This is a genomic window from Helicobacter sp. 'house sparrow 1' (assembly GCF_900199585.1).
In the GTDB taxonomy this organism is placed as follows: domain Bacteria; phylum Campylobacterota; class Campylobacteria; order Campylobacterales; family Helicobacteraceae; genus Helicobacter_H.
The window spans coordinates 40,270-62,441 of record NZ_FZQY01000006.1 but is presented as its reverse complement, the minus strand read 5'-3'; the positions used below and the strand labels follow the sequence as shown (position 1 = coordinate 62,441).

Genomic DNA, 22,172 nt, shown 5'->3' with positions numbered 1-22,172 from the left:
ATAAGAATATATAAGAATAAGAGAATTGGAGAAATTTAGATAATGAGTTGGGTTGGTAAGTTATGGGTGATAAAAAAAAAGGGGGGGGGGGTTATTGTGGGATATATTAGTGATTGGTTTTTGAATAAATTTCTGGATAAAAGCTCTTAAATCTCTTATGAAACCAAAACCAATTAGAAGGATTGGTTTTTATAGCATTTTCAATTATTTTTACTTGAGCGATCGTTGCTTCTAAGATGTCTTGTTGCATATTTGAGGTTTGTGGTGTTTGGATAGAAGGATAAATGTGCATCGTATATTTTGAATAATCTTTATTAAAATCAATAAGAATTGGAACCAAATAAACATCAAACCTGCGTGATAGAATTGATGTAATAGGAGTTTGAGTTGCTTTCTTTGCAAGAAAATCTATCTCAATTCCTTCATCTTTTGACATATTTTGATCAATTAAAATCCCTGTCCCTACTGCATTGCTAGCAGAATAAATTTTTAAAAGCTTTCTAAAAGCTCCTTTTTTATCAATCAATCTTACATTAAAAATTTCTCTTCTTTTAATAATCATTTGATTAATAAAATCAAAATTTGTAAGACGACCCAATGAAAACATGTCATAGTTTTTGTAGTTTTGAAGTTCTTTTTGCATTTGCAAAGGAATAGCTGTTCCTAAAGATTCCCAATAACCATAGTGTGCTGATACCAAAACTACTTTTTTATTTTCCTTTAATAGGCTAAAAAGATTATCCTTACCCTGAAAATCAAATCTTTTAAGGTAAGCATCCTTATTTAAAAAAGGAAGTCTTATGCTCTCAAGTATTACAAAAACAAAATTTTCATAACAGCGTTTAATAATTTGTTTTTTTTGCTCTGTTGTATAAGTATCCCCAAAAACAAAATCCAAATTTGCCCTTGCATTCTTATAGCGTTTCTTATCTAAAAATCTAAGCAAGGAGGCTAAGGCCTTTATCACTCCATAAAATAAACAGTGTGGTATCTTTGCAAGAATAAAACCCACTACATCAATTAAAAATTCAAAGAATCCAAAAAGTATTTTCATAAGATTTCCTCAATACACTTTAAAATCATCTCTGGTGCAATCTTGTTGATCGAAAAATCATTTTTATCATAATTTGCTTTTTTATTCCCGCTTAAAGCAATATTTTTAGTTCCTGTTAAACAAAAACGCTCCAAGGGTGTATTTCCAAAAAGAGTAATAGATGGCTTGTTCATAGCCCAAGCTAAATGGGTAATTCCCGTATCTCCACCTATCACTAAATCTATAGAATCTATTAATGCTTTAACCCCACCCAATCCCAATTTTGGGAGTATCTTAATCTTGATATGATTATTTAATCCCTTATAAATTTCATTTGCTTTTGAAAAATCTTGGTGATAAAGCAATAAAATAGACATATTCTTATCACAGAGTCTTTTTCCCAGTTCAATAAAATTCTTAGCACTATAAGTTTTACTTTCCATAGAAGCTTCTAAAATAAAAAGTATGTTTTTCTTCCCAGATTCCAAAAAACCCTCTATGGCCTGTTTTTCACTTTGCTGGTAGGTAAAAATTGTTTTTCTTTTTTTTAAGGCAAAATCTACAAAATCTTCAAAATTCATCTTTGGGTTTAAGGCTTCAAAAATAATTTTAGCATTGCGTAATATAATGGATGATTGATAAGAAATTTTAACCTTTTGGGTATAAAAAGAACTTGCTAAAGGCTCCTTGATAGAATCCCTGGCAAAACCTACATATTTTTTTGTATTAAAAATTTTACCAATTATTGCTGATTTGATTAATCCTTGCATATCAATTACACAATCATAAGTTTCTTTCTTAAGCTCCTGGTATTCTCTTTTTATTCCCAATAAATTAAAAGACTTTAAATAACGCTTTAGTGGGAGTACCTTGAGTGAAAAATTTTCTTGAGAATTTAAAATAGAAGAAAAACGCTCATCAACATACCAATCAATTTTAAGATCTGTAAATAATTCTCTTAAACAAGAAACAAAAGAGGCGCTGATAATAATATCTCCAAGGGCTGATAATCGTATAATAGCAATTTTCATATACTCTACTCAAAAACAATGGAAATATCTTTTGGGCGTGCTAATTTTCCAACCTTTTCCATCAAGATAAAATTACTACTAGCTCCTGAAAGAATCAATTGATTCTGGCGATATGATATACCTATTGAATTATCATAAGAAATCTCTAAAACTTTAGCAAGACTTAAAATAAAACTTAAAATTTGCAGAGTTGGTAGTTCAAGCCCTAATCCTTGGTAAGTTTGAATGTCAGAATCTTTTGGAATTTTTTTATCAGAAAAAGTGATGAGTAAAGAAATAATCACTCTTTGATAATGCGAAAAACCATAATTTAATACATACTTTGCAAAGTATGCACTATGCTTATTTGTATGGTAAAAATCTATGCAAGTTCCAATTTGAGAAAGCAAACTAGCATCGCGTAGGATTTTTCTATCATCATCATTTAAATTAAAATCCATCCGTAGTAGATCAAAAAGTTTCAAGGCTATCTTTTTAATCATTAAACACTGCTTATCAAGATTAAAAGAATCCATTGCATATTGTAGGGAAGGATTTATATTATTTGGGATTATATGGCGGTGAGATCGCAACAAATCTGCAAGAAAGACTCCTTCCCTAATACCTGTGCCACAAGTGGTAATTGTTTGAGTCCCAAAGCATTTTATTAACATTAATAGGATCAAAAGCCCACCTTGAATATTATCCAATCGCTCTTCTGCTATCCCAAAATCATCTAATTTATCTTCCCTGGCTCTAACAATCTTATCAATAAACTTAATATACCTTTGGACATCAATTTCAAAACCATGTATCAAATCTATGGGATAATTAATTTGCTTCATAATCAGCTTTGCAAGTGCTCTGATTGTCCCACCAACTCCAAAAATATTTTGGTGCTTAAAAGAATCTGGAAGAATCTCAAGAGCATTTTGCACAAATTTTTTTGCTTCTTTTAGCTCCACTTTCTTATCAAAAAAAAGTTCTTTTAATCTAATTGTTCCAATATTTAAAGAAACCACATCCTGCACCTTTCCATCTTTAATCAAGGCACACTCTGTGCTTCCTCCACCAATATCCACCATAATCCCATCTCTTTTATGGGACAAGTTGGCACAAGCAATCGAACCAAAAAAAGCCTCTTTTTTACCATCAATAACTTTTACTTTGATACCGCACTCTTTATCCACCCTTTGAACAAAATTCCTTGCATTTGGAGCATCCCTAACTGCACTTGTTGCAATACAAAATATTTTTCTACTTTTATAGATTTTTGCAATTTTTTTAAACTCTTTTAGTGCGCTAATTGCTCTTTGCATTGGTTTTTCCCGCAAAAATCCATTAGCATTATAGCTACCCTCTGAGATACGAACCTTGGATTTTAATTCATAAATTAAAGCAAATCCAAAGCGACTTGTCTTTTTAAAGATAGCCATACGAACAGAATTTGAACCAATATCAATAACTGTGGTTATTTTTGCCATTACTCACCTTGGTTTAATTGCTCAAACTTATATTTTAACTCCTCTATACTCTCTATATTATCTGGATCTGGAATAATCGCATCAACTGGACACACGGCAACACAACTTGGTTCATCATAATACCCAACACACTCTGTACATAAATCTGGATCAATCATATATACAGGATCACTTTCCTCAATTGCGCTATTTGGACATTCCTCCCTACAAGCATCACACGCAATGCACTCTTCATTTATCAATAAAGACATTCTAACCTCCTAAAAAATTCAAACTTTCTCTTTTATCAAAAAAAATATTAAAAAATAATTAAACTAAATATTATTAACGACATTTGCCAATAAGTTCAAAATGCTCTTTTAAATCTTTATCCTGTTTAATTTGATCCTTTGGAATTGTTGCAAAAATACTTTGAGCTTGTGTGCAATCACCCATCTTATAATACCCCCAAGCAAGGGAATCTATATATACAATAGAATTTGGTGCTATTTTAAGTGCTTTTTTTACCAAAGAAATACCTCTTTGTATATCATATCCATGTTCAATAAGTGAATAACCTAAAAAATTATAAAAGAAAGCATCTTCGTTGCTTGGATTTTCCTTATTTACCTGACGCTGCATATCTCGATCATTGATTGCCTTCTCCAAATCTCCAAGAATTTTATCCAACTCCTCTTTAGCAAAATCTTTCTTTGCCTGATAAGCATAAATAGCACTCCATGCTAAGAATTTTGCTTCATTATGCTCCTCATAAATTCTTCTAGCCTGAAGTGAAGCATCTTGAAACTTATTTTGTGCAATGTATAAATCAAGCAACAATCTTCTATCAAAGGGGAAATTTTTTGCAATTTCTTCTGCTTGCAGGAATTTCTTTTGATTGATTAAAACTTGAAGATAATATTTTGCATTTTCCATTGTAGGCTTCTCTTGGTATGCATTCCTAAAAATAGTATAAGCCCTGTCATTTGCATCAAATTGATTAAAAATTTCAATTGCCTTGGTGCATAAATCCTCACTACACCAATTTTTTTCCAACGCTTCGGCCAAAGTATCTATAACAGCCTGATTTTGATTTTTAGATACATAAACAGCAAGTATTTTTTTTAATGCCTCCTCATCCTTTGAAAAGTCATAGTACTTTTTTAAAAGTCCCAAAGCTTTATCAAATTGCTTTTGATTAAGATACAAGGTGCCTAATATATTATCTACTATGGGGGATTCTTCTTGTTGTTTGATATTTTCTAATAAAACAATAGCCTTTTGAATTTCTCCTGATTTAATATAACTATCTGCAACAATTTTACTTGTCAGAAGATCTTTTGTATCTTTTGTTTCATTACGATAGATAAGTGCATATTGAAAAGCCGAACTCAAATCTCCAGCAGAAGCGCTTGCAATTGCAATCTGCCTTGCCAATGCACTTGATTTGGTTTTATTATAAAGTTTTTGATAGATTTCTTTTGCTTCATTAAAATTACCCCTTGCAAGCATATCTCCACCAAGGGCTATTTGTAAATCTTCCTGCTGAGATGCATTCAATAAAGACAAAAACAACAAAAACAAAATCTTCTTAAGAATCTTTATCAAGCCTTATTCCTAAACACATTTTTAATAACATTTTATAATCTTCTCCCTTTTGGTCTTTAAAGCTATCCCAAAATGGAAAAGTTCTGCACTGCTTTGGTCGTACCTCATAAATTTTACATCTTTTTGTTTTCTCATCAAAAAAAACACAAGCATAGCCATCAAAATAAGGCTTCTCAATCAGCGAGAATTTATATCCCACCCTTTTAACATATTTTTGTGTAAATTCATCAAATGAGAGATTTAAAAAAGCACTGATTTGTTCCATTTCAGAAATGGAACAAAATATATAACCACTCTCACCTGTGCAACACTTCCCTCCACAAGCTTCGCAGGCATTAGGTTCAAAAGAAAAATTAAAGCCCAAGCAATCCATTAAAAATTATAAAGCAATGTTACCACAGTCCTACTTAATTGCATATCACCAAAGAGTTGAGAAAAGGTTAGATTCATACTAAACTCCTTAGTAAATTGATAAGTAACTTGTGGAGAAATTTCAAAAATGTTTGCATTTCTTGTTTTGGTGGTTGAATTCCCAACAACAGAGTATCCCGTATCATTCGCTGCACTAATTTTTCCACTACCTCGACTCATATAAGGCATCCTATTGTTACCACCCACATACACCAAATCAAGTCCGACTTTCCATTTATCAATCTTATAGCTATGAGTGCTATAAGCTACAATAATATCAGTATTTTTTATACCACCTACACCTGTCCATCCAAATCCAGCTTGACTTCCAGGCACTATAGAACTCCAAAGCTGTCCTCCTATACTTAATGATCCTTGCCCATCAAGCATTGCACCATAACCCTCACCAAAACTACCTGCATATCCAATATTGCCACTATAGCCTGCTACATTTACGCTAACTTGCAAGTTATACATTCCCCTAGTTTTTGCATAATCAAGCCCAGAGCCAAGTTTTTGAATTCCTTTTGTAAAATACCCATCTGATAGCGTGGTATTGCCTGATCTAAAATTTGGCTTATCATTCATTACTGTGCTAGCAATCTGTCCTAACACCTTTAATTTGATATTACTTAAACTAAACTCATAGCCAACATCTCCAAAAAGCATCATATCAAAGAGCCTGTCAGCATAAGCATAATACAAAGTTGCACTTAAATCTTTCAACCCTACAGATTCAAAATTACCCTTCGCACCAAAAATAACAAGTTCATTGCCAATGCCATAACCACTAGTTTGTTTAACTTGAATCTGAATATTATCTGTCATCCAAGAATCATATACAGATGCAAAAAACTCCATTCCTTCTATACTTTTATTGGTAGCCATTACCCCAATACCTCTATCACCCCATCCTGAAGTATTATTTAGTGGAGTATTAATTTGCATAGCTCCTACTCTTAGCATTGTCTTGGCTTTTTCAAATCTTTTTGTTACATAGAGATTGCTAACATTAAAAAAGTCTAAAAAGTTTGAAGGCTTAAAAGTTCTGCTTCCACCAATTGCATCATCTGACTGGTTTCCATCAGGAGCATTAGAGCCCCTTGCAAAAAAGATACCTCCTGTAAAGCTGAAACCATAAATCTCGCCTGAAGTAATATTAGGTCTAAGAAAGATTTGATATCCCTTTCCATAGCCATCCTCACCCTCTGAGAAAAGGTATTTACCCCTAGCATATCCATCTAATGTTGCATTTTCTACAAAATCTTTTAAATTTGAAGCATTTAAACTGATAGCGCCCATTATGCTCAAAGTCAACATAACCCTTTTCATTACTTTCTCCTTTTACCAATGATTGATATTTTAAATGCGTAAATTTTACGAATTTTTCAAAAAAAAATCAATTTTTCTAGCAAACAAAATTAAATAATTAATTAAAAAATCTACTGCAATAATTTATAAGTATTTTTTTTATTTTTTAATTTAAAGGCGACAAAAAAACCTTTCTCTTGCTTTTGGATGACAAAAGGGATACTTACTCTTAAATTGATTGGAGAATCCTTAAGTGCATTAAAGAAAATTTGTATTGCCTGTAAATCTTTGGCTTTAGCTTGGATTTCAAAATCTGTTTCTAAGAAATTCTTTTCTTGATTTTCTTTACTCTGATGACCTGTAATCACAACATCTTCAAAAAATTCCAATAAAAAATCATGGATTTTTTGGCTGGTGACACTGACTTCTAATGTTTCTAAAAATTTTTCATTTCTTTGCTTAAGTAAAGAAAAGCCACCTTGTGTTTTATTAAAGTTGCTCAAGACGGTGTTATAAACTAGTTTTTGTTTCTTTTCATCAAGAATTGCAAGCTTATAATCCTTAATGGAAGGTAAAATAAAATAATTAAAAGAAAAAATTAAAATTAAGCAATAAAGAGAAAAAAATAATAGATTTTTAATCACAAGCTCAGGGTCTAAATCTACATACCATTTTCTTTTTATTTTAGGCTTATTTTCCATCAATCAACCTCTTGAATATTGCTTATAAAAGACTGTTCTGTCAAACTTTCTGAAACAAATTCATATCCACCATTTGAGAGCATAAAAAAACTTACTTTGCTTTTACCAAAGATTGCCTTTAAAGGATCTTGAAGCAGATATTTAAACACTTCTTTTGAAGGAGTATTGCCCTTGATAATCAAAGATTGCTCCTTAATTTCAACAAGACTAATTGTAATTTGATCTGGAATTAAGTTTAATAAATTCTCAATTGCATCTTTAATTACCATATTATCTGTGATATCATTCTTAATCACCAATAATTGATATTCCAATCTCTTTCTATTTGTTAAAATTTTTTGGGTTTGTTGTTGATAAAATTCTTGCTTTTGTTCCATTTCACTGCTATTTTTTAATGCAACCCTTGTTTGCATTTGCAGATTTAATACAAACCCCACCATCAAACCAACACTTATAAAAATATAAAACCACCAAATCTTTACAATCTTACTAAAGATGCGCTTGGGTTGTGCAAGAGTAAAACTATATTGCATTATTTGTTTCCAAATTCCTTTTGTATTAGCATTAACAATTGTTCTTGAAGGAAAAAGTGTTGTCTTTTTGTCTCAAGCATTGTAACATTTTGAATATAAGTTAACATCTCTGAAGACATTTTTACATTATCTAAAAAAATAATTTCTTCAACAAAATTTTCATCATAAAAATCATTAGTATAAAACTCATTCAAAGAGCTTTGAATAATATTTACAATGATCGAAGCCTTGGTAATATCATCAATAGTCTGATTAGCATCTTTATTCTGATCCACCTCAGCATCCTCTTCATCCTCATCTTGAATAAACCCAAGATCTAGATTCTCAAACTCATCTAATGAATAAGGGTCATCTTGCAACGCACCTCTCTCCTCTTCAACTATCTGGCCAATATCACTAACCTGCCTCCCCACTTCTCCTTCAACCATAAAATATCCACCAAAATAAACCCCTGCTTCATTTGCAATAAATAAGGCAATATTGCTTCTTTCATACAAAACATAAAGTTTAAAACTCTGATCCAATTCCTTTTGAATATGCAAGAATGCAAGAATAAAGGGTGAAAAAATAAAATCAACTCCCCCAAAACGAGAAAAATATCTCTGTGTCTCTATGATTTCATGTCTTTTAATATATGCACACCAATTCTTAAATTTCAAAACCCTACATTCACTAGGCTCAATACCTATCTTATATATTTCATCTAGTTTTTTAATATGAAAAACCCCTTGATTATAGGTCTTTGAAATCACTCCTACATAAGAAAAAGGAAAGCGTCTTTTGTAATTTTTTATAAACTTAATCATTTCAACAGGCAACTCATCGCCTATAATTTTAAACTCTCTGTCAAAATCTTCTATGACCCTGCCTTCCTTAAGGCGCAAAACCTTCACAAAACAGAGATTTTCATCTATATTAACAGCAATAAAAACATTAGAAAAAAAAGGTCTAATAATTTTATTTAAGCCAAACATCTAAATCCCTATTTAGTCGTAAATAGCAATGATTCTATCATAAAGCTTGCATTTTTTCATAGATTTTTGCCCTAGCTTCCTGTTCGCTTAACATACTCTCTAAAACAAAAGGTTGGGACAAAAAAAACTCAATCTTACTAAAGGGTTTTGGAATTTGAAATCTATCCCAAGTCTTTAGTTCCCAAAAACTCTGGCTTTTTACTCTAAATGCGCTCAAAGGAATCCCTGTTTTTTGTCCCATCACAATGACACCACTTGCAATACTGTGATAAGGACCTTTTGGTCCATCTGGAGTAATTCCCATATCCCAACCTTGCTTAAGCTTTTTAAAAGATTCCAACAAGACTTTCATGCCCCCTCTATCTACTCCATTATAATTTGTTGATCCCCTGATTGTTTTAAATCCAAAACAATGGCAAACCCTAGCAATCAATTCACCGTGAAAATGCTTACTAGTGATAACAAATATTTTTGGTTGCTTGCGAAGTTTTAGGTAAGCAAAGGGGAGCATCAAAAACTCACCATGCCAAAATGTAGCAATACAATTTGTTGTTTCCAGTTCTTGTGAAATATGAAAGCGTTTTCTACAAGTAAGATAAACAGCCCACATTAAAAACCACATCAAACGTGGTAAAAGCAATAAAATTACCCTTCGCCTTAAAGAGAATTTCATTTCTTGCTTCTACCTATCAAACTTCCACCGTTTGTAGCAATTACTTCTACTTTTATCAGATCTCCTAATGGCAAAACTTCATTTTCCAATCTAATCAGCCTGCCATTATCGCTACGACCCTCTGAAAAAACCTCTTTTTGGCTATTTTTATGATTTTCTATTAAAACAATATGTTCCCTGCCAATTTCTTTTTGAGAATCCTCTTGCAAAATCTCTTTATGTCTTTGTTGCAGTTGTGCTAATCTTTGTGTTGCAACCTCTTGTGGAACTCTCAGATTATCAGCCCAACTAGCAGATTCTGTATGGGGTCTTGGAGAATAAACAAAACTATAAAGAGTATCAAATCTCACAGCCTCCAAAACTTCAAGTGTATCTTGAAAATCAGCCTCTTCTTCTGTAGGAAATCCCACGATAATATCTGTGCTAATTCCAACATTGGGAACCAATTGCTTTATCTTTGCAACACGATTTAAATACCATTCTTTTGTATATCCTCTACGCATTGCTTTTAAAACCTTTGTAGAACCGCTTTGCAATGGTATATGTATAGACTTGCATACCTTGGGGTTTGATGCAAATTCCTCTATAAATTCATCATCCATATGTAGTGGATGCGGGGAAGTAAAGCGTATGCGCTCCAACCCTTCAATTTTTCCCATCTCCCTTAAAAGATTACTAAAATTAACCTTTGGGTGTCCTTGAGAAAACCTCACTCCATAATTATTTACATTTTGTCCAAGCAACATAATCTCTTTGACCCCATTTTCAACAAGCTTATGTGCCTCATTTAATAATAAATCCAAAGGAATAGAAATTTCCTTACCACGAGTATGAGGAACAATACAATAAGCACATTTTTTATCACAACCAATAGAAATATTTAATAAAGCCTTTACTCCGGTGTTTCTAGCGATATCAAAAACATAAGTACTATCATCATAATCAATAGACACTTCTACGGCTTTTGGCCTATGGATTACTTCTGTAATCTTTGACACATTCCTTGCACCTAGCACAAAATCTACATGAGGGGCTTTTTTAATAATCTGCTCCCCCATATGACTTGCTGTACAACCACATACACCTATCTTAGCATCTGGTTTTTTTATCTTAGCAAATTGCCCAATCTCAGAAAATAGTTTTCTTTCTGGCTTTTCACGCACACTGCAAGTATTAATCAATATCAAATCCGCATCTTTAGGAGAATCAGTAAGGACATAACCCTCTTTTTTTTGCAATTCTGATATCATATGCTCGCTATCGCGAGTGTTCATCGCACAACCTAAAGTCTCGATATAAAGTTTCATTTACTAGACTTCTCTTTTAAATTATATGTAGCTCAAAAATAAAATCTTTTTCATCTAACCCAAAAAAAACTTTATTTAATTTTGCTGATCGTCTCTTACTAGCAAAAGTTTTAATCACCTTTTGCAAATCCTTCTCTTTATTTTCCTTATCAAGATAAAAAAATTTCTCACCAATAGCTTGCTCTAGCATATCATCTAAAGTAATAACCTGCTCTTTTGAATTCTTACTTGTTAATGCGAGTTTTAATTCCATAAAATCACTCCATGCAGTCTAGTTTAAATAAAATGAAATTATAACCTTAAAAGTTAAAAAACAAAATATAGTATTGCAGTGGAATATCAAGTTAATTTGTTTTTGATATAATCCAAACATACTCCTTGGAGTTTCACTAAAGCGGAACTCCAAAAAAGATTCAGACTCTGTTTAAAAATCAAAAAGTTAGAGTATCAGGTTTTAGAAAAAAATAATATAAGGATATTTTAATTATGGAAAAAATATTAGACATAATCGAGATTCTCTCCTATGAAAAGGGTATCCCCAATGACTTGGTATTAGATATTGTAAAAAATCTTATTATCAAGACGGCAAAACAAGAGATTGGTGAAGATATTGATTATAGTGTGGAAGAAAATCAAAAAGAAAGAACATTAAAATTAATTCACAATCTCAATGTATGCGAAGATAATGCCCCAATGCTTCAAGAAGGCTTACGAAACTTCATAGGAATAAGTGAAGCAAAAAAAATTGATGAGACTTTAAACATTGGGGATATGATTAAATCAGAATTAACCCTGGAGAATATGAGTCGCAGTGCAGTCAATAGAATTTTCAAGGATTTAGAGTTTCATTTACAACGCACCATTGAAGAGCAACTCTTTAAAAGCTTTAAAGAAAAATTAGGAAGCTTGGTAAGTGGGGTTGTTTTAGAGGTAGATTCTGAAGAAACAACCTTTATTGAAATTAATGAGATTAGAGCCTTCCTTCCTTTAAAAAATAGAATAAAAGGTGAAAAATTTAAAGTAGGCGACAGTGTTACTACTATCTTAAAAAGCGTTAGAATGGATAAAAATGGAATACGGATTGAATTATCAAGAACTACACCAAGAATGTTGGAAGAACTCTTAAAACTAGAGGTGCCTGAAATTAAAGATGGCGAAGTAAATATTTATAAAACTGCGAGAATCCCCGGAGATAGAGCAAAAGTTGCAGTATTTTCAAACAATCCAAAAATAGATCCAATAGGCTCTACCGTTGGAGTTAAGGGAGTTAGAATTAATGCTGTTAGCAAACAACTTTGTGGAGAAAGTATTGATTGTATTGAATACTCTGATGTTCCAGAAATTTTCCTAACTAAAGCCCTAGCTCCTGCAAATATTATCAGTGTCCAAGTAAATAAAGAGACTTCAAAAGCAACTGTGAAAGTCATGTCAGATCAAAAAAGTAAAGCAATTGGTAAAAATGGAGTAAATATTAGATTAGCCTCAATGATTACAGGTTATGAAATAGAAATTCAAGAAATTGATTCTCATCAAAATCATGACAAGAATCCTAGTGCAACTAAGCTTAGTCTTGATGCATTAGAATCCCTATTTAAGTCTTAATTATCTCTTTAATCCATTCACAGTTTGTAACATTGCATCTGCTGTTTGAATGGATTTTGAGTTGGCTTCATAAGCTCTTTGTCCTGTTATAAGATCTGTCATTTCTTCCACCAACCTCACATTACTAAGCTCTAAAAAACCTTGTTTAAGCTGACCCATTCCATTGGTTCCTGCAACACCCACAATAGGATCTCCTGAAGCATTTGTATTAATATAAAGATTGTCTCCAAGACTATGAAGTCCTGCAGGATTGATAAAATTTGCCAATTCAATTTGTCCTAGTATATTGCTTACACCCTGATTACCCTGAACCACACTTACAGTTCCATCATTACCAATATTGATTTGTGTTGCATCTTGTGGAATAGTAATTTGTGGAACCAATAAATACCCTTCTGAAGTTACCACATTTCCATTATCATCAAGTTTAAAATTACCACTTCTTGTATATGCCATGGTACCATCTGGAAGCTGGATTTGAAAAAATCCCTTCCCTGTAATAGCCACATCTAAATTATTTTCTGTCTCCTTTGGACTGCCTTGAGAGAACATTTTTGTAATAGCCCCTGCACGCACCCCAAGACCTACTTCAATCCCTGTTGGAGAAATAGTATTTTCACTTGTTGCTGTGCCGGCATATTGCATAGTTTGATAAAACAAGTCATTAAATTCTGCACGCTGTTTTTTATAGCCTGCAGTATTAACATTTGCAATATTATTTGAAGTGGTATCTATCTGTAACTGCTGTCCAAGCATACCAGTAGTTGCAGAATACAAAGAACGCATCATTTTTTATCCTTTGGTTTTATTTACCAAATAATGAAGCAAAAAAGATTCCAAAATCTAGGTCAGCACAATAACTTGAGAAGATAATTGCTCTACCCAAACAGGTAACCCATAAAGTTGGGTAAGATTTTCTTGCGTCATTGTTTCTTTGATGCTTCCATCACAAAAATTCTTTCCATTCCTTAGCATAAAAACCCTCTCTGCATATTTACAAACAAGATTAGGGTCGTGGATATTGATAAGTGCGCAAAGATTATTTTCTTTGATTTTTTCTTTTAAAATCTCAAAAAAGAGACTTTGATTTTTTAAATCAAGCCAAGCGGTAGGCTCATCTAAAAACAAAACTTTGCTTTTTTGAAGCAGTGCCCTAGCAAGCAATACCATTTGTTTTTGCCCTCCACTTAAAGCATTCAATGATTGATTTTTTAAGCTTAGAATTCCCAAATCTTTTAAAAGAAGCTCTGCTTGTTCCAAGAGTTTTTTATCTGGATTCCCATACCATTTTAGTTCGTTATTTCCTCCTAGTAAAACAAAATCCAAAACACTATAGTCAAAAACACATTCAAAATTCTGTGGAATAAATGCAATAATTTTAGAGCGCTGTAAGCAAGAGAGCTTTAAAACATCTATTTCATCATAAAAAATGCTTCCATCATCAAGTCTAATGCCTCCAATAATAGCCTCCATTAAAGTCGTTTTTCCACTTCCATTTGGAGCTAAAATTGCCGTAAGCTGGGAAGAAAAAATCTCTAAATTAACACCTTGTAATATTTTCTTTTTATCACGACTTACATAGAGATTATTGACCTTAAAGCAGTGCATTAATGCTTCCTTAAAAGCAAAAAGAATAAAAAGAGTGGGGCTCCAACAATTGCTGATAAAGCTCCTACAGGCAAGTCACTTGTTGTAATATTTTTAGCCAAAAAATCCATAAAAAGCAAGATGATAGCGCCAAGTAACATACTACTTGGCAATAAAACCTTCATATTAGAACCTACAAAGATTCTGGCAAAATGTGGAACAATAAGACCAATCCAGCCAATAGTCCCACTCACACTTACAGCAACTCCACAAATACAACTAATAAGCAAAATACAAATAATCTTTAAAGTCTTTGGGTTGATTCCTAAGCTCAAGCACTCCAAGTCACTCAAAGCAAGCATATTGATTCTAAAGCGCAATAAAAAAAGAGGAGTAAAACAAATTATCACTACACCTAGAAGCAAAAAAACATCCTTCCAAGTTGCTAGAGACAAACTTCCTAAAAGCCAAATCACAATAGCTTGAGCCTTTTCAGGGCTCACAAAATATTTAATTAATCCAGAAACTGCCCCCAAAAATGAGGAAAAAATAATCCCAACAAGAACCAAAGAAATTTGTGATTGTTTTAAAAGACCAGAAAAAATTAGGATTAAAAAGGCTGCAAGCATTGCGCCTACAAAAGCAAAAAAGCCCACTCCATATCCATTAAAAAAACCTATACACAAGGCACATCCAAGGGCTGCACCTGATGAAATTCCTAGTAAAAATGGATCAACCAATGGATTTCTAAAAATATTTTGCATTATGGCACCACAGCCTGCCAAACTTGACCCCACAAGAAGAGCTAAAAAAATCCTAGGTAGTCTAATCTCATAAAGCACCATTCCATTAGAATCTAGCTCCTGTTGATAAAATAAATGCAAGAAAACATTTTGAATTCCATCTAGATAAGAAAAATTAGAACCATTAAACAAGAGTGCTAGAAAAACGCATAAAACCAAACATAGCCAAAGTAATTTTTGCACTATCGCATTAACCTTTCAAGACTTTGTTGCGGGGAACTTTGTTTATTCAAAATCTTATAAACTTCATTTGCAATGGGTGTATAAATCTCTTTTTCTTGAGCAATTTTTACAATAGCCTCAGTAGTTTTTACTCCCTCTGCAACTTCCCCAAGGTCTTCTAGAATCTCTTTGATATCCCTACCCTGTGCAAGTCCCATACCAACACGATAATTTCTTGATAGATTCGAGCTTGCACTCAAGAATAAATCACCAGCTCCTGATAAACCTAAAAAAGTTTGTATATCAGCCCCAAAGGCTTCTCCAAAGCGATTCATCTCAATCAGCCCCCTTGACAGGAGTGAGGCTCTTGCATTGTTTCCTAGTTTTAATCCATCACAAATTCCACTTGCAATAGCAATAACATTCTTATATGCACCTGCTATTTCTCCACCTACTATATCATCTTTAATATATGCTTTAATAAAACCAGGAAAGCAGTCTGCAAACTCTTTAGCCACCTCTTTATTTTGAGTATGTATGGAGAGAGCACAGGGAAGAGACTGCATTACTTCTTTGGCAAAAGAAGGCCCAGCTAAAAAACAGAGGTTTTTTGCATCCAAGAACTCATAAGCAATATCACTAACAAAAGATCCAGTACTTGCCTCTATCCCCTTACAAGCAAAAAGCATCTTAGAATCTCTGGGAATTTGATGAAGCCTAAACCACTCCCTCAAGGCTGTTGTCGTGATTACATTGACAAACAAATCACTTTTTAAAGATTCCTTAAAATCAATTTGTTTAATTGGATATCTCATATGTAAAGAATCTAAAAATAAACTAAGATCTTGCCTTGAGACAATTCCAACTTCATTTTTAAAACTAAAAGCATATGCAAGTGCTCTACCCCAAGCACCTCCTCCAAAAACACTAACCTTCAAACATATCCTTTCATCACAATCCCAATCATACAACCACTAATTTCCTAAAGGTCTATTAGGGTTTTAAATCTAGCAATTAGTTATTTGATTGGTATTAATACATTTTTTTACTTTTTGTAATTCTATCATTTTGTATGGTTTTAATAGAATCTTTATAGTTATTTTAAGTTCTAGATAACATAAGAGAATAGCTTTATATTATTTTTGATACAATCCCATTCACACTAAAAAAGAGCATAAGGAGGCAAGGTGAACCCATTAACACATCTTGCAATTATTATGGATGGAAATGGAAGATGGGCACAAGATCACAATAAAAGCCGATCAGAAGGCCATAAAGCAGGTGCAAAAATTGTAAGAGATATAACTATATGGTGTGCAAAAAATTCCATTTCCTATTTAACACTCTATGCATTTTCTACAGAAAATTGGAAACGCCCCAAAAAAGAAGTAGATTTTTTGATGAAGCTTTTACTGCAATATTTAAAAAAAGAAAAAACCACATATTTACAAAATCAAATTCAGTTTAAGGCAATCGGGGATTTATCCTCTTTTAGCACTCCTTTAAAAGAAATGATATTAGATCTTGAAGAATGTACAAAATCTTTTAACAATCTTACCCAATGTCTTGCTCTAAACTACGGAAGTAGAAACGAAATTGCAAGATGTTTTAAAAAAATGATTTTAAACCAAAGCTATGATTTAGAAAATCTTGAGCAAAGCATCCAACAAAACCTTGATACCCATAACGTCCCTGATGTGGATTTATTAATTAGAACAGGAGGGGAGCAAAGAATTTCAAATTTTCTACTGTGGCAATCAAGCTACGCAGAGCTATATTTTTCTAAAACCTTATGGCCAAATTTTACTTCCAAAGAACTAGAAGAGATCATTCAACAATACAAGATTAGAAATCGTAGATTTGGTGGTCTGTGATTTTTTGACTTATCTTTTAAAACTTTTCACAAACACAAGTGGATTTACATCAATCAATTCTAATTTTAAAACCATATGCTCAGTCTCTCTTTTATACTTTAAAAAATGATCTGTCTTAATATGTTGTTGATAAGCTTTTTTATTTGCATAAATTTCAAGTACATAAAAATAATTTGGTCTTTGTCTATCAACGACAGGATAAAGTAAAATCACCCCATCCTCAAGCTTCATCGAAGCTTCTACCCCCTCTTTTAGTAATTTTTTATAATCCTGTAAATACTTCACATCAACAATAATCTCTGCTACACGCACAAAATAATCATTTGCTACACCTATCATCATAAAAACACAAATATAAAATATTTTTTATTCTATTGCTCCAAAATGGCTTAGTTAAAAGTATTATCAAGCTAAACTTTAAGCCAACTTACTAAAAAAGATCACAAAGCAAAAGTATAAAAGATAAGAGTAGCTATCAGTCAAGAAAAAGATTCCGAATAAAGAAGTGTGATTTGGACTAAAAAATCTAATCTAAGTGGTAATATCTCAGGTGTATTTATAAAATATTCTTTTAAAAACTTATATTTGGTGCTAGATTAAATTAGACTAGAAAGTCTTTTTATATCTTCTGTTGTATCAATGTCTAAAAGATATTTTTTATCAAGTTTTACGGGAATATTAGGATTATTTTGAATGATTGTCTTTGCTCCTTTTTTATCCTCTAATTCTAAAAGCAAGGGATAAATTTTCTTAGGAAAAATTGCAGGTGAGGATAAAAAATTATCACAAAGAGTTGCTGTAATTTTTTGAGTGTCCCTATGATCTATCAAAGCCCTTAAATGCTCCTGTGGCAAGAGTGGGTAGTCACAAAGGGTAATAAGTATAAAATCAAAATCTAATAGCTCCCTCACCCCTGCCTTAATTGAGCTACCTATACCCTTATCATAATCTTGATGATAAATAATCTTTGCACCCTGACTTTGTTTTTTACACTCTTCAAACATATTGCCTAAAAGCACATATACATTCTTGCATACACTTAGAGATTTTACAATAGAATTTTGCAAAAGGCTCTGACCTTGATATTCCACCAATTGCTTGGGATAGCCCAATCTCTTGGATAACCCTCCTGCAAGAATTAGTATGGCTAAATTATCTTGTTTCAATCTTTTCTCTATGTGGCACACAATCTATTTTTCTAATGATTCTAGCAGGGTTGCCACCTACAATACTATTTTTAGGAACATCTTTAGTTACAACGCTTCCAGCCCCAATGATAGAGTTTTCTCCAACTCTTACGCCTGGACAAACTGTTGCACCAATACCTATCCAAACCCTATCTTCAATTACAATGGGCTTACAAAAGGTAGCACGACGATTATAGGGATTAAAATCATGATTAATGGTGGTGAGATTAACCTTAGGAGCAATAAAAACATCATCACCAATATAAATTCCACCCCTATCCATCAAGGTGCAACACGAATTCATAAAAAAATTTTTTCCAACTTCAATATTGCGACCAAAATCTGTATAAAATGGAGGCAAAATCCATACAGAAGGATCCACATCCTTGCCAATAATTTGAGAAAAAATCTCTCTTACTTTTTTGGGTTCGTGATACCCCGTATTGAGCTTACTTATGAGTTTTTGTGTCTGTGTGATAATCTCTAAAATCTTATAAAAATCTTTATCATCTGTACTCACCAATTCACCTTTTAAATCTCTCTCTAAAATATCCATTTTTCTCCTTTTAGTTTTTGTATTTGTGCACAAATACAAAGAGCTATTGTATAAGCATCTCCTTTTCCTAAATCTAACCCTATAGGTGCAAAGATTCTTTTATCCTCTAATAAATCTAGATCTTTTAACATTTTTTGCATTCTAGTTTTATTCCCCATGATTCCAATATATCTAATGGGGCTTTGCACTAAGGCTGTAATATAGCTTTTTTCTTCTTTGGCACAATGATTTAAAATGACTGCACTATGATAAATTCTCAAAGAAAGATCAAAAATTTCTTCAGATTCTTTTAGGAAAATAAAAGAATCACTAAGTGCTATACTTTTTTTATCTCTCTTTGTATCAATTAGACAGATACGCCATCCCATAAACCTTGCAAGCTCCAAAAAAGCTGTGGAAATACTCCCACCTCCAAAAACTAAAACCCAAAAATTTTGTCCTAAAAATTTTTCCAAATGATTATAGTCTTCTTTAAAAAAATAAGGTGTAATTACAAACTCAGTTTCCCCGTGCGTTGTATCTTTTGGAGAATTTACAAAGATTTGTGGTTTTTTTGTTTCTAGGGCTAATTTAGCAAACTGCTTCAGTTTTTCACAAAGTGTATTGCCTCCTAAACATCCCTCAGAATCTAAGTGAGAGTTAAAAATCATCAAATCTTCTTTTTTTGCAAAAGTAGAACCTTTGGTTCTACTTACTTGCACCAAAACCAAATCAAGTTGAGTGGCTTTAGCTTGATAAAAAAAATCTAAAAAACGCCTGTGGATAAACATTATAATACCACCGGAAAATGCGTATAACGCTTCTTTGTAGCATCATAAAGCGCGTTGATAATTCCTGCAAAAACAGGCGGAACCCCCACTTCTCCAATTCCACCAATCTTATCTCCTGAGTTGATAATGGATACATCAATTAAATCAGGAGCATCTGCAATTGTATTAAGGGAATAATCATAGAAATTCTCCTGCTCTGTAGCACCATTTTTGATCGTTATTTTGGCATATTTTGTATAGCCAATTGCAAAATTTGCCGCGCTAATCATTTGTTGTTCCACTGCCAAGGGATTAAATGCAAAGCCACAATCAACCCCAAACCAAATTTTTTGCACCCTATAATCCTTATCTTGCACCAAAACCTTAACCACACAAGCTACGATACTACCAAAAGACTCAGCAATTGCCACACCATAGCCACTGCCTTTTTCTCTCTCATACCAATTGCTTCTTTGGGCTACTCTTTTTAATAGATTCACAAAACGAGGATTTTTAATATTTTTAATTCTAAAATCCAGAGGATCCTCACCAAGTGCAAATGCTGCTTCATCAATAATATTTTCAATAATAGGAGCAGAAACCGTGTGCCCTACAGACCTAAGCCATAAAGCAGGTATGGGCAATTCTGGACAAAAAGCACTCAAATTATGGCTTGCAATACTATAGGGATGATTTTCTAATCCCTCTCTTTGTGTGTGATCAATTCCATCTACAAAACTTGCTTTTTCAAATAATGTGCCTTTTGTTAGGGATTGATTGATGACAGCCCCCTCTAATGCAGTCATCTCTCCTTTTTTATTCAGTGCAATTCTTACTTTTGCAAGTGTCAAGGGACGATACCAACCCATTTGGATATCATCCTCTCTACTCCATAGTGTCATAATAGGATAGGGCTCATCTTTAGCAGTATAGGCTGCATCACCAATGCAGTCTAACTCCATTTTATTGATACTTCCCCTTCTTCCAAAACTTCCTCCAAGATAAGGGGTTTGATACTCCACATTCTCACTTTTAACCCCTAAAATATTTGCACAAAAATCCCTGTAAATTCCCTGAAATTGTCCCCCAAGCACTACTAAAGCCTTATCTCCTTGATGATGGATTGTGCAATTTAGTGGCTCCATAGGAGCATGTGCTAAAAAGGGAAAAGAATATTCTGCACTCACAACCTTATAGGCCTCTTTAAAGGCTTTATTGCTATCGCCTTCTTTTCTCATCACAGGCAAATCCTGCCTTTGTAAGATTTGTTTATATTGGGTATATAAATCTTCACTGCTTACCTTTGCAAAATCTCCCTCATCCCAATTAACTTGAACTTTTTGTAATGCCTCTCTTGCTTGATACCAGGTATTGGCAATAATGGCAATTTTTTGGTTAGGCAGTCGCTTAACCTTTAAGATTCCATCCATTTTTAAAGCTTCTTTAGCATCAAAACTCTTTATCTTTGCTCCAAAAACCCTAGGTTGTATAATGGCTGCAAATTTTAGATTAGGCAATCTTGTATCAATTCCAAACCTTGCTTTACCTGTAATTTTTTCCATCACTTCAAGAGGATGACGCTTATTTGGTTTGCCAATAAGATTATATTCTTGTGGGGTTTTAAGTGGTGCATTCTGTGGCACTTGCATTACCCTTAACTCATCAATCAAATCCCCATATGCAATTTTCTTATCTTTATAAATTACATAGGAATCTTTAGTTTTTAAATCTTTGACTGCTACACCTAGTCTCTTTGCTGCGGCCATTTTTAGCATCAATCTTAAAGTCGCACCAAATCCTCTAACATATTCTTGATTATTACGGATAGTGCGTGATCCTCCTGTGATCATCAAACCCCAACTAGGTTCTGCATAGATAGGATCCACAGGAGCTGGCTTAAAGATAATTTCTTCCCATTTTGCATCTAGCTCATCAGCAATACAAGTAGCAATTCCGCTATAAGCACCCTGCCCCATCTCTACATTAGCTAGCATAAAACTAATAGTATTATCCCTTGCAATTTCAATAAAAGCATTTGCCCTAAAGCTTTGATCTTGTGGCAACACATCTGCTTTTGATTTTGATGGTATGTAAAAACTAACTAATAAAGCCCCTGATAAACTTGAAGTATATTTTAGAAAATCTCTCCTATTCATACAAGTTCCTTTGATGTCTTTTCAATTGCACTTAAAATTTTGTTGTAAGTTCCACAGCGACATAAATTTCCAGTCATTGCTTCAATAATTTCTTGTTTTGTAGGATTTTTTTTACTTTTTAAAAGACCTGCTGCATTGACAATTTGCCCAGGTTGGCAATAGCCACATTGCGCAACATCTTCTTCTATCCAGTATTTTCTTAAAAGATTGATTTCTCTATCTTGAATATTTTCAATGGTTTTTATTTCTTTTCCCTGTGCTTCTTTTAAAGCAGTAGAGCAACCCCTTATTACCTCATTATCTAATAAAATAGAGCAGGCACCACAGGACCCAACACCACAACCAAATTTTGCCCCTGTGAGATTTAAATAATCTCTCAAAACCCATAAAATAGGGGTATCTTCGGGCACATTGCTTACATCATAACTTTTGCCATCAACTAATAAACTTTGCATTTTTACTCACTTACTAA

Annotated in this window: 25 protein-coding genes; 2 read left to right on the top strand and 23 right to left on the bottom strand. The window is 33.0% G+C overall.

Going from position 1 to position 22,172, the window contains the following annotated elements:
* Positions 1-106 precede the first annotated feature (106 nt).
* The 13 genes from C6H31_RS03935 to C6H31_RS03875 all read right to left on the bottom strand — a co-directional run bounded on the left by C6H31_RS03935 (position 107) and on the right by C6H31_RS03875 (position 11,277).
* Positions 107-1,054, bottom strand: a complete 948-nt coding sequence (locus C6H31_RS03935) for a lipid A biosynthesis lauroyl acyltransferase (protein ID WP_104697517.1) — start codon at positions 1,052-1,054, stop codon at positions 107-109.
* A complete protein-coding gene (waaC, locus tag C6H31_RS03930) occupies positions 1,051-2,064 on the bottom strand; it encodes a lipopolysaccharide heptosyltransferase I (RefSeq protein WP_104697516.1) in 1,014 nt (337 codons plus the stop codon). The genes C6H31_RS03935 and waaC overlap by 4 nt, the downstream gene beginning before the upstream one ends.
* Positions 2,065-2,069: 5 nt before the next feature.
* Positions 2,070-3,527, bottom strand: coding sequence for a Ppx/GppA phosphatase family protein (locus C6H31_RS03925; RefSeq protein ID WP_104697515.1), 1,458 nt, complete (start codon positions 3,525-3,527; stop codon positions 2,070-2,072).
* Positions 3,527-3,778 (bottom strand): YfhL family 4Fe-4S dicluster ferredoxin, encoded by a 252-nt coding sequence (locus C6H31_RS03920; RefSeq protein WP_104697514.1) that lies wholly within the window; start codon positions 3,776-3,778, stop codon positions 3,527-3,529. The genes C6H31_RS03925 and C6H31_RS03920 overlap by 1 nt, the downstream gene beginning before the upstream one ends.
* Positions 3,779-3,851: 73 nt before the next feature.
* Positions 3,852-5,114: a tetratricopeptide repeat protein gene (locus tag C6H31_RS03915; RefSeq protein WP_104697513.1), complete on the bottom strand. Its 1,263-nt coding sequence runs from the start codon at positions 5,112-5,114 to the stop codon at positions 3,852-3,854.
* Complete coding sequence (locus C6H31_RS03910; RefSeq protein WP_104697512.1) at positions 5,098-5,487, bottom strand: YkgJ family cysteine cluster protein; 390 nt, start codon at positions 5,485-5,487, stop codon at positions 5,098-5,100. Before C6H31_RS03910 ends, C6H31_RS03915 begins: the two co-directional genes overlap by 17 nt.
* Positions 5,487-6,857: a major outer membrane protein gene (locus C6H31_RS03905; RefSeq protein ID WP_104697511.1), complete on the bottom strand. Its 1,371-nt coding sequence runs from the start codon at positions 6,855-6,857 to the stop codon at positions 5,487-5,489. The genes C6H31_RS03910 and C6H31_RS03905 overlap by 1 nt, the downstream gene beginning before the upstream one ends.
* 110 nt (positions 6,858-6,967) lie before the next feature.
* Positions 6,968-7,537, bottom strand: coding sequence for a hypothetical protein (locus tag C6H31_RS03900; RefSeq protein ID WP_104697510.1), 570 nt, complete (start codon positions 7,535-7,537; stop codon positions 6,968-6,970).
* Positions 7,537-8,070, bottom strand: a complete 534-nt coding sequence (locus tag C6H31_RS03895; protein ID WP_104697509.1) for a hypothetical protein — start codon at positions 8,068-8,070, stop codon at positions 7,537-7,539. Before C6H31_RS03895 ends, C6H31_RS03900 begins: the two co-directional genes overlap by 1 nt.
* Complete coding sequence (locus C6H31_RS03890; protein ID WP_104697508.1) at positions 8,070-9,044, bottom strand: hypothetical protein; 975 nt, start codon at positions 9,042-9,044, stop codon at positions 8,070-8,072. The genes C6H31_RS03895 and C6H31_RS03890 overlap by 1 nt, the downstream gene beginning before the upstream one ends.
* Positions 9,045-9,081: 37 nt before the next feature.
* Complete coding sequence (locus tag C6H31_RS03885; protein ID WP_104697507.1) at positions 9,082-9,717, bottom strand: lysophospholipid acyltransferase family protein; 636 nt, start codon at positions 9,715-9,717, stop codon at positions 9,082-9,084.
* On the bottom strand, positions 9,714-11,024 hold the full coding sequence (gene miaB / locus C6H31_RS03880; protein WP_104697506.1) for a tRNA (N6-isopentenyl adenosine(37)-C2)-methylthiotransferase MiaB: 1,311 nt from the start codon (positions 11,022-11,024) through the stop codon (positions 9,714-9,716). Before miaB ends, C6H31_RS03885 begins: the two co-directional genes overlap by 4 nt.
* A gap of 16 nt (positions 11,025-11,040) precedes the next feature.
* On the bottom strand, positions 11,041-11,277 hold the full coding sequence (locus tag C6H31_RS03875) for an HP0268 family nuclease (protein WP_104697505.1): 237 nt from the start codon (positions 11,275-11,277) through the stop codon (positions 11,041-11,043).
* Positions 11,278-11,510: 233 nt separating this feature from the next.
* Between C6H31_RS03875 and nusA the strand changes: the two genes are divergently transcribed.
* Complete coding sequence (gene nusA / locus C6H31_RS03870) at positions 11,511-12,626, top strand: transcription termination factor NusA (RefSeq protein WP_104697504.1); 1,116 nt, start codon at positions 11,511-11,513, stop codon at positions 12,624-12,626.
* Here nusA and flgG read toward each other — a convergent pair whose 3' ends face one another.
* Genes flgG through C6H31_RS03850 form a run of 4 tightly spaced genes read right to left on the bottom strand, consistent with a single transcriptional unit; the run spans position 12,627 to position 16,116 of the window.
* Complete coding sequence (gene flgG, locus C6H31_RS03865) at positions 12,627-13,415, bottom strand: flagellar basal-body rod protein FlgG (protein ID WP_104697503.1); 789 nt, start codon at positions 13,413-13,415, stop codon at positions 12,627-12,629.
* Positions 13,416-13,469: 54 nt separating this feature from the next.
* The gene (locus tag C6H31_RS03860) at positions 13,470-14,234 is read right to left on the bottom strand and encodes an ABC transporter ATP-binding protein (RefSeq protein WP_104697502.1); all 765 of its coding nucleotides are present in this window, start codon (positions 14,232-14,234) and stop codon (positions 13,470-13,472) included.
* The gene (locus C6H31_RS03855; protein ID WP_233709967.1) at positions 14,234-15,199 is read right to left on the bottom strand and encodes a FecCD family ABC transporter permease; all 966 of its coding nucleotides are present in this window, start codon (positions 15,197-15,199) and stop codon (positions 14,234-14,236) included. The genes C6H31_RS03860 and C6H31_RS03855 overlap by 1 nt, the downstream gene beginning before the upstream one ends.
* The gene (locus C6H31_RS03850) at positions 15,199-16,116 is read right to left on the bottom strand and encodes an NAD(P)H-dependent glycerol-3-phosphate dehydrogenase (RefSeq protein WP_104697501.1); all 918 of its coding nucleotides are present in this window, start codon (positions 16,114-16,116) and stop codon (positions 15,199-15,201) included. The genes C6H31_RS03855 and C6H31_RS03850 overlap by 1 nt, the downstream gene beginning before the upstream one ends.
* A 249-nt stretch (positions 16,117-16,365) precedes the next feature.
* Here C6H31_RS03850 and C6H31_RS03845 point away from each other — a divergent pair, with 249 nt between their 5' ends.
* Positions 16,366-17,052: a di-trans,poly-cis-decaprenylcistransferase gene (locus C6H31_RS03845; protein ID WP_104697500.1), complete on the top strand. Its 687-nt coding sequence runs from the start codon at positions 16,366-16,368 to the stop codon at positions 17,050-17,052.
* 9 nt (positions 17,053-17,061) lie between these two features.
* Here C6H31_RS03845 and C6H31_RS03840 read toward each other — a convergent pair whose 3' ends face one another.
* From C6H31_RS03840 to C6H31_RS03815, 6 genes are all read right to left on the bottom strand, one after another.
* A complete protein-coding gene (locus C6H31_RS03840; protein WP_199768131.1) occupies positions 17,062-17,394 on the bottom strand; it encodes a putative quinol monooxygenase in 333 nt (110 codons plus the stop codon).
* A gap of 254 nt (positions 17,395-17,648) precedes the next feature.
* Positions 17,649-18,218, bottom strand: coding sequence for a nucleotidyltransferase family protein (locus tag C6H31_RS03835; RefSeq protein ID WP_158654746.1), 570 nt, complete (start codon positions 18,216-18,218; stop codon positions 17,649-17,651).
* Positions 18,205-18,795 (bottom strand): sugar O-acetyltransferase, encoded by a 591-nt coding sequence (locus C6H31_RS03830; protein WP_104697498.1) that lies wholly within the window; start codon positions 18,793-18,795, stop codon positions 18,205-18,207. The genes C6H31_RS03835 and C6H31_RS03830 overlap by 14 nt, the downstream gene beginning before the upstream one ends.
* Positions 18,783-19,565: an XdhC family protein gene (locus C6H31_RS03825; protein WP_104697497.1), complete on the bottom strand. Its 783-nt coding sequence runs from the start codon at positions 19,563-19,565 to the stop codon at positions 18,783-18,785. Before C6H31_RS03825 ends, C6H31_RS03830 begins: the two co-directional genes overlap by 13 nt.
* Positions 19,565-21,700: a xanthine dehydrogenase family protein molybdopterin-binding subunit gene (locus C6H31_RS03820; RefSeq protein WP_104697496.1), complete on the bottom strand. Its 2,136-nt coding sequence runs from the start codon at positions 21,698-21,700 to the stop codon at positions 19,565-19,567. Before C6H31_RS03820 ends, C6H31_RS03825 begins: the two co-directional genes overlap by 1 nt.
* The gene (locus tag C6H31_RS03815) at positions 21,697-22,155 is read right to left on the bottom strand and encodes a (2Fe-2S)-binding protein (protein WP_104697495.1); all 459 of its coding nucleotides are present in this window, start codon (positions 22,153-22,155) and stop codon (positions 21,697-21,699) included. The genes C6H31_RS03820 and C6H31_RS03815 overlap by 4 nt, the downstream gene beginning before the upstream one ends.
* Positions 22,156-22,172: the final 17 nt, after the last annotated feature.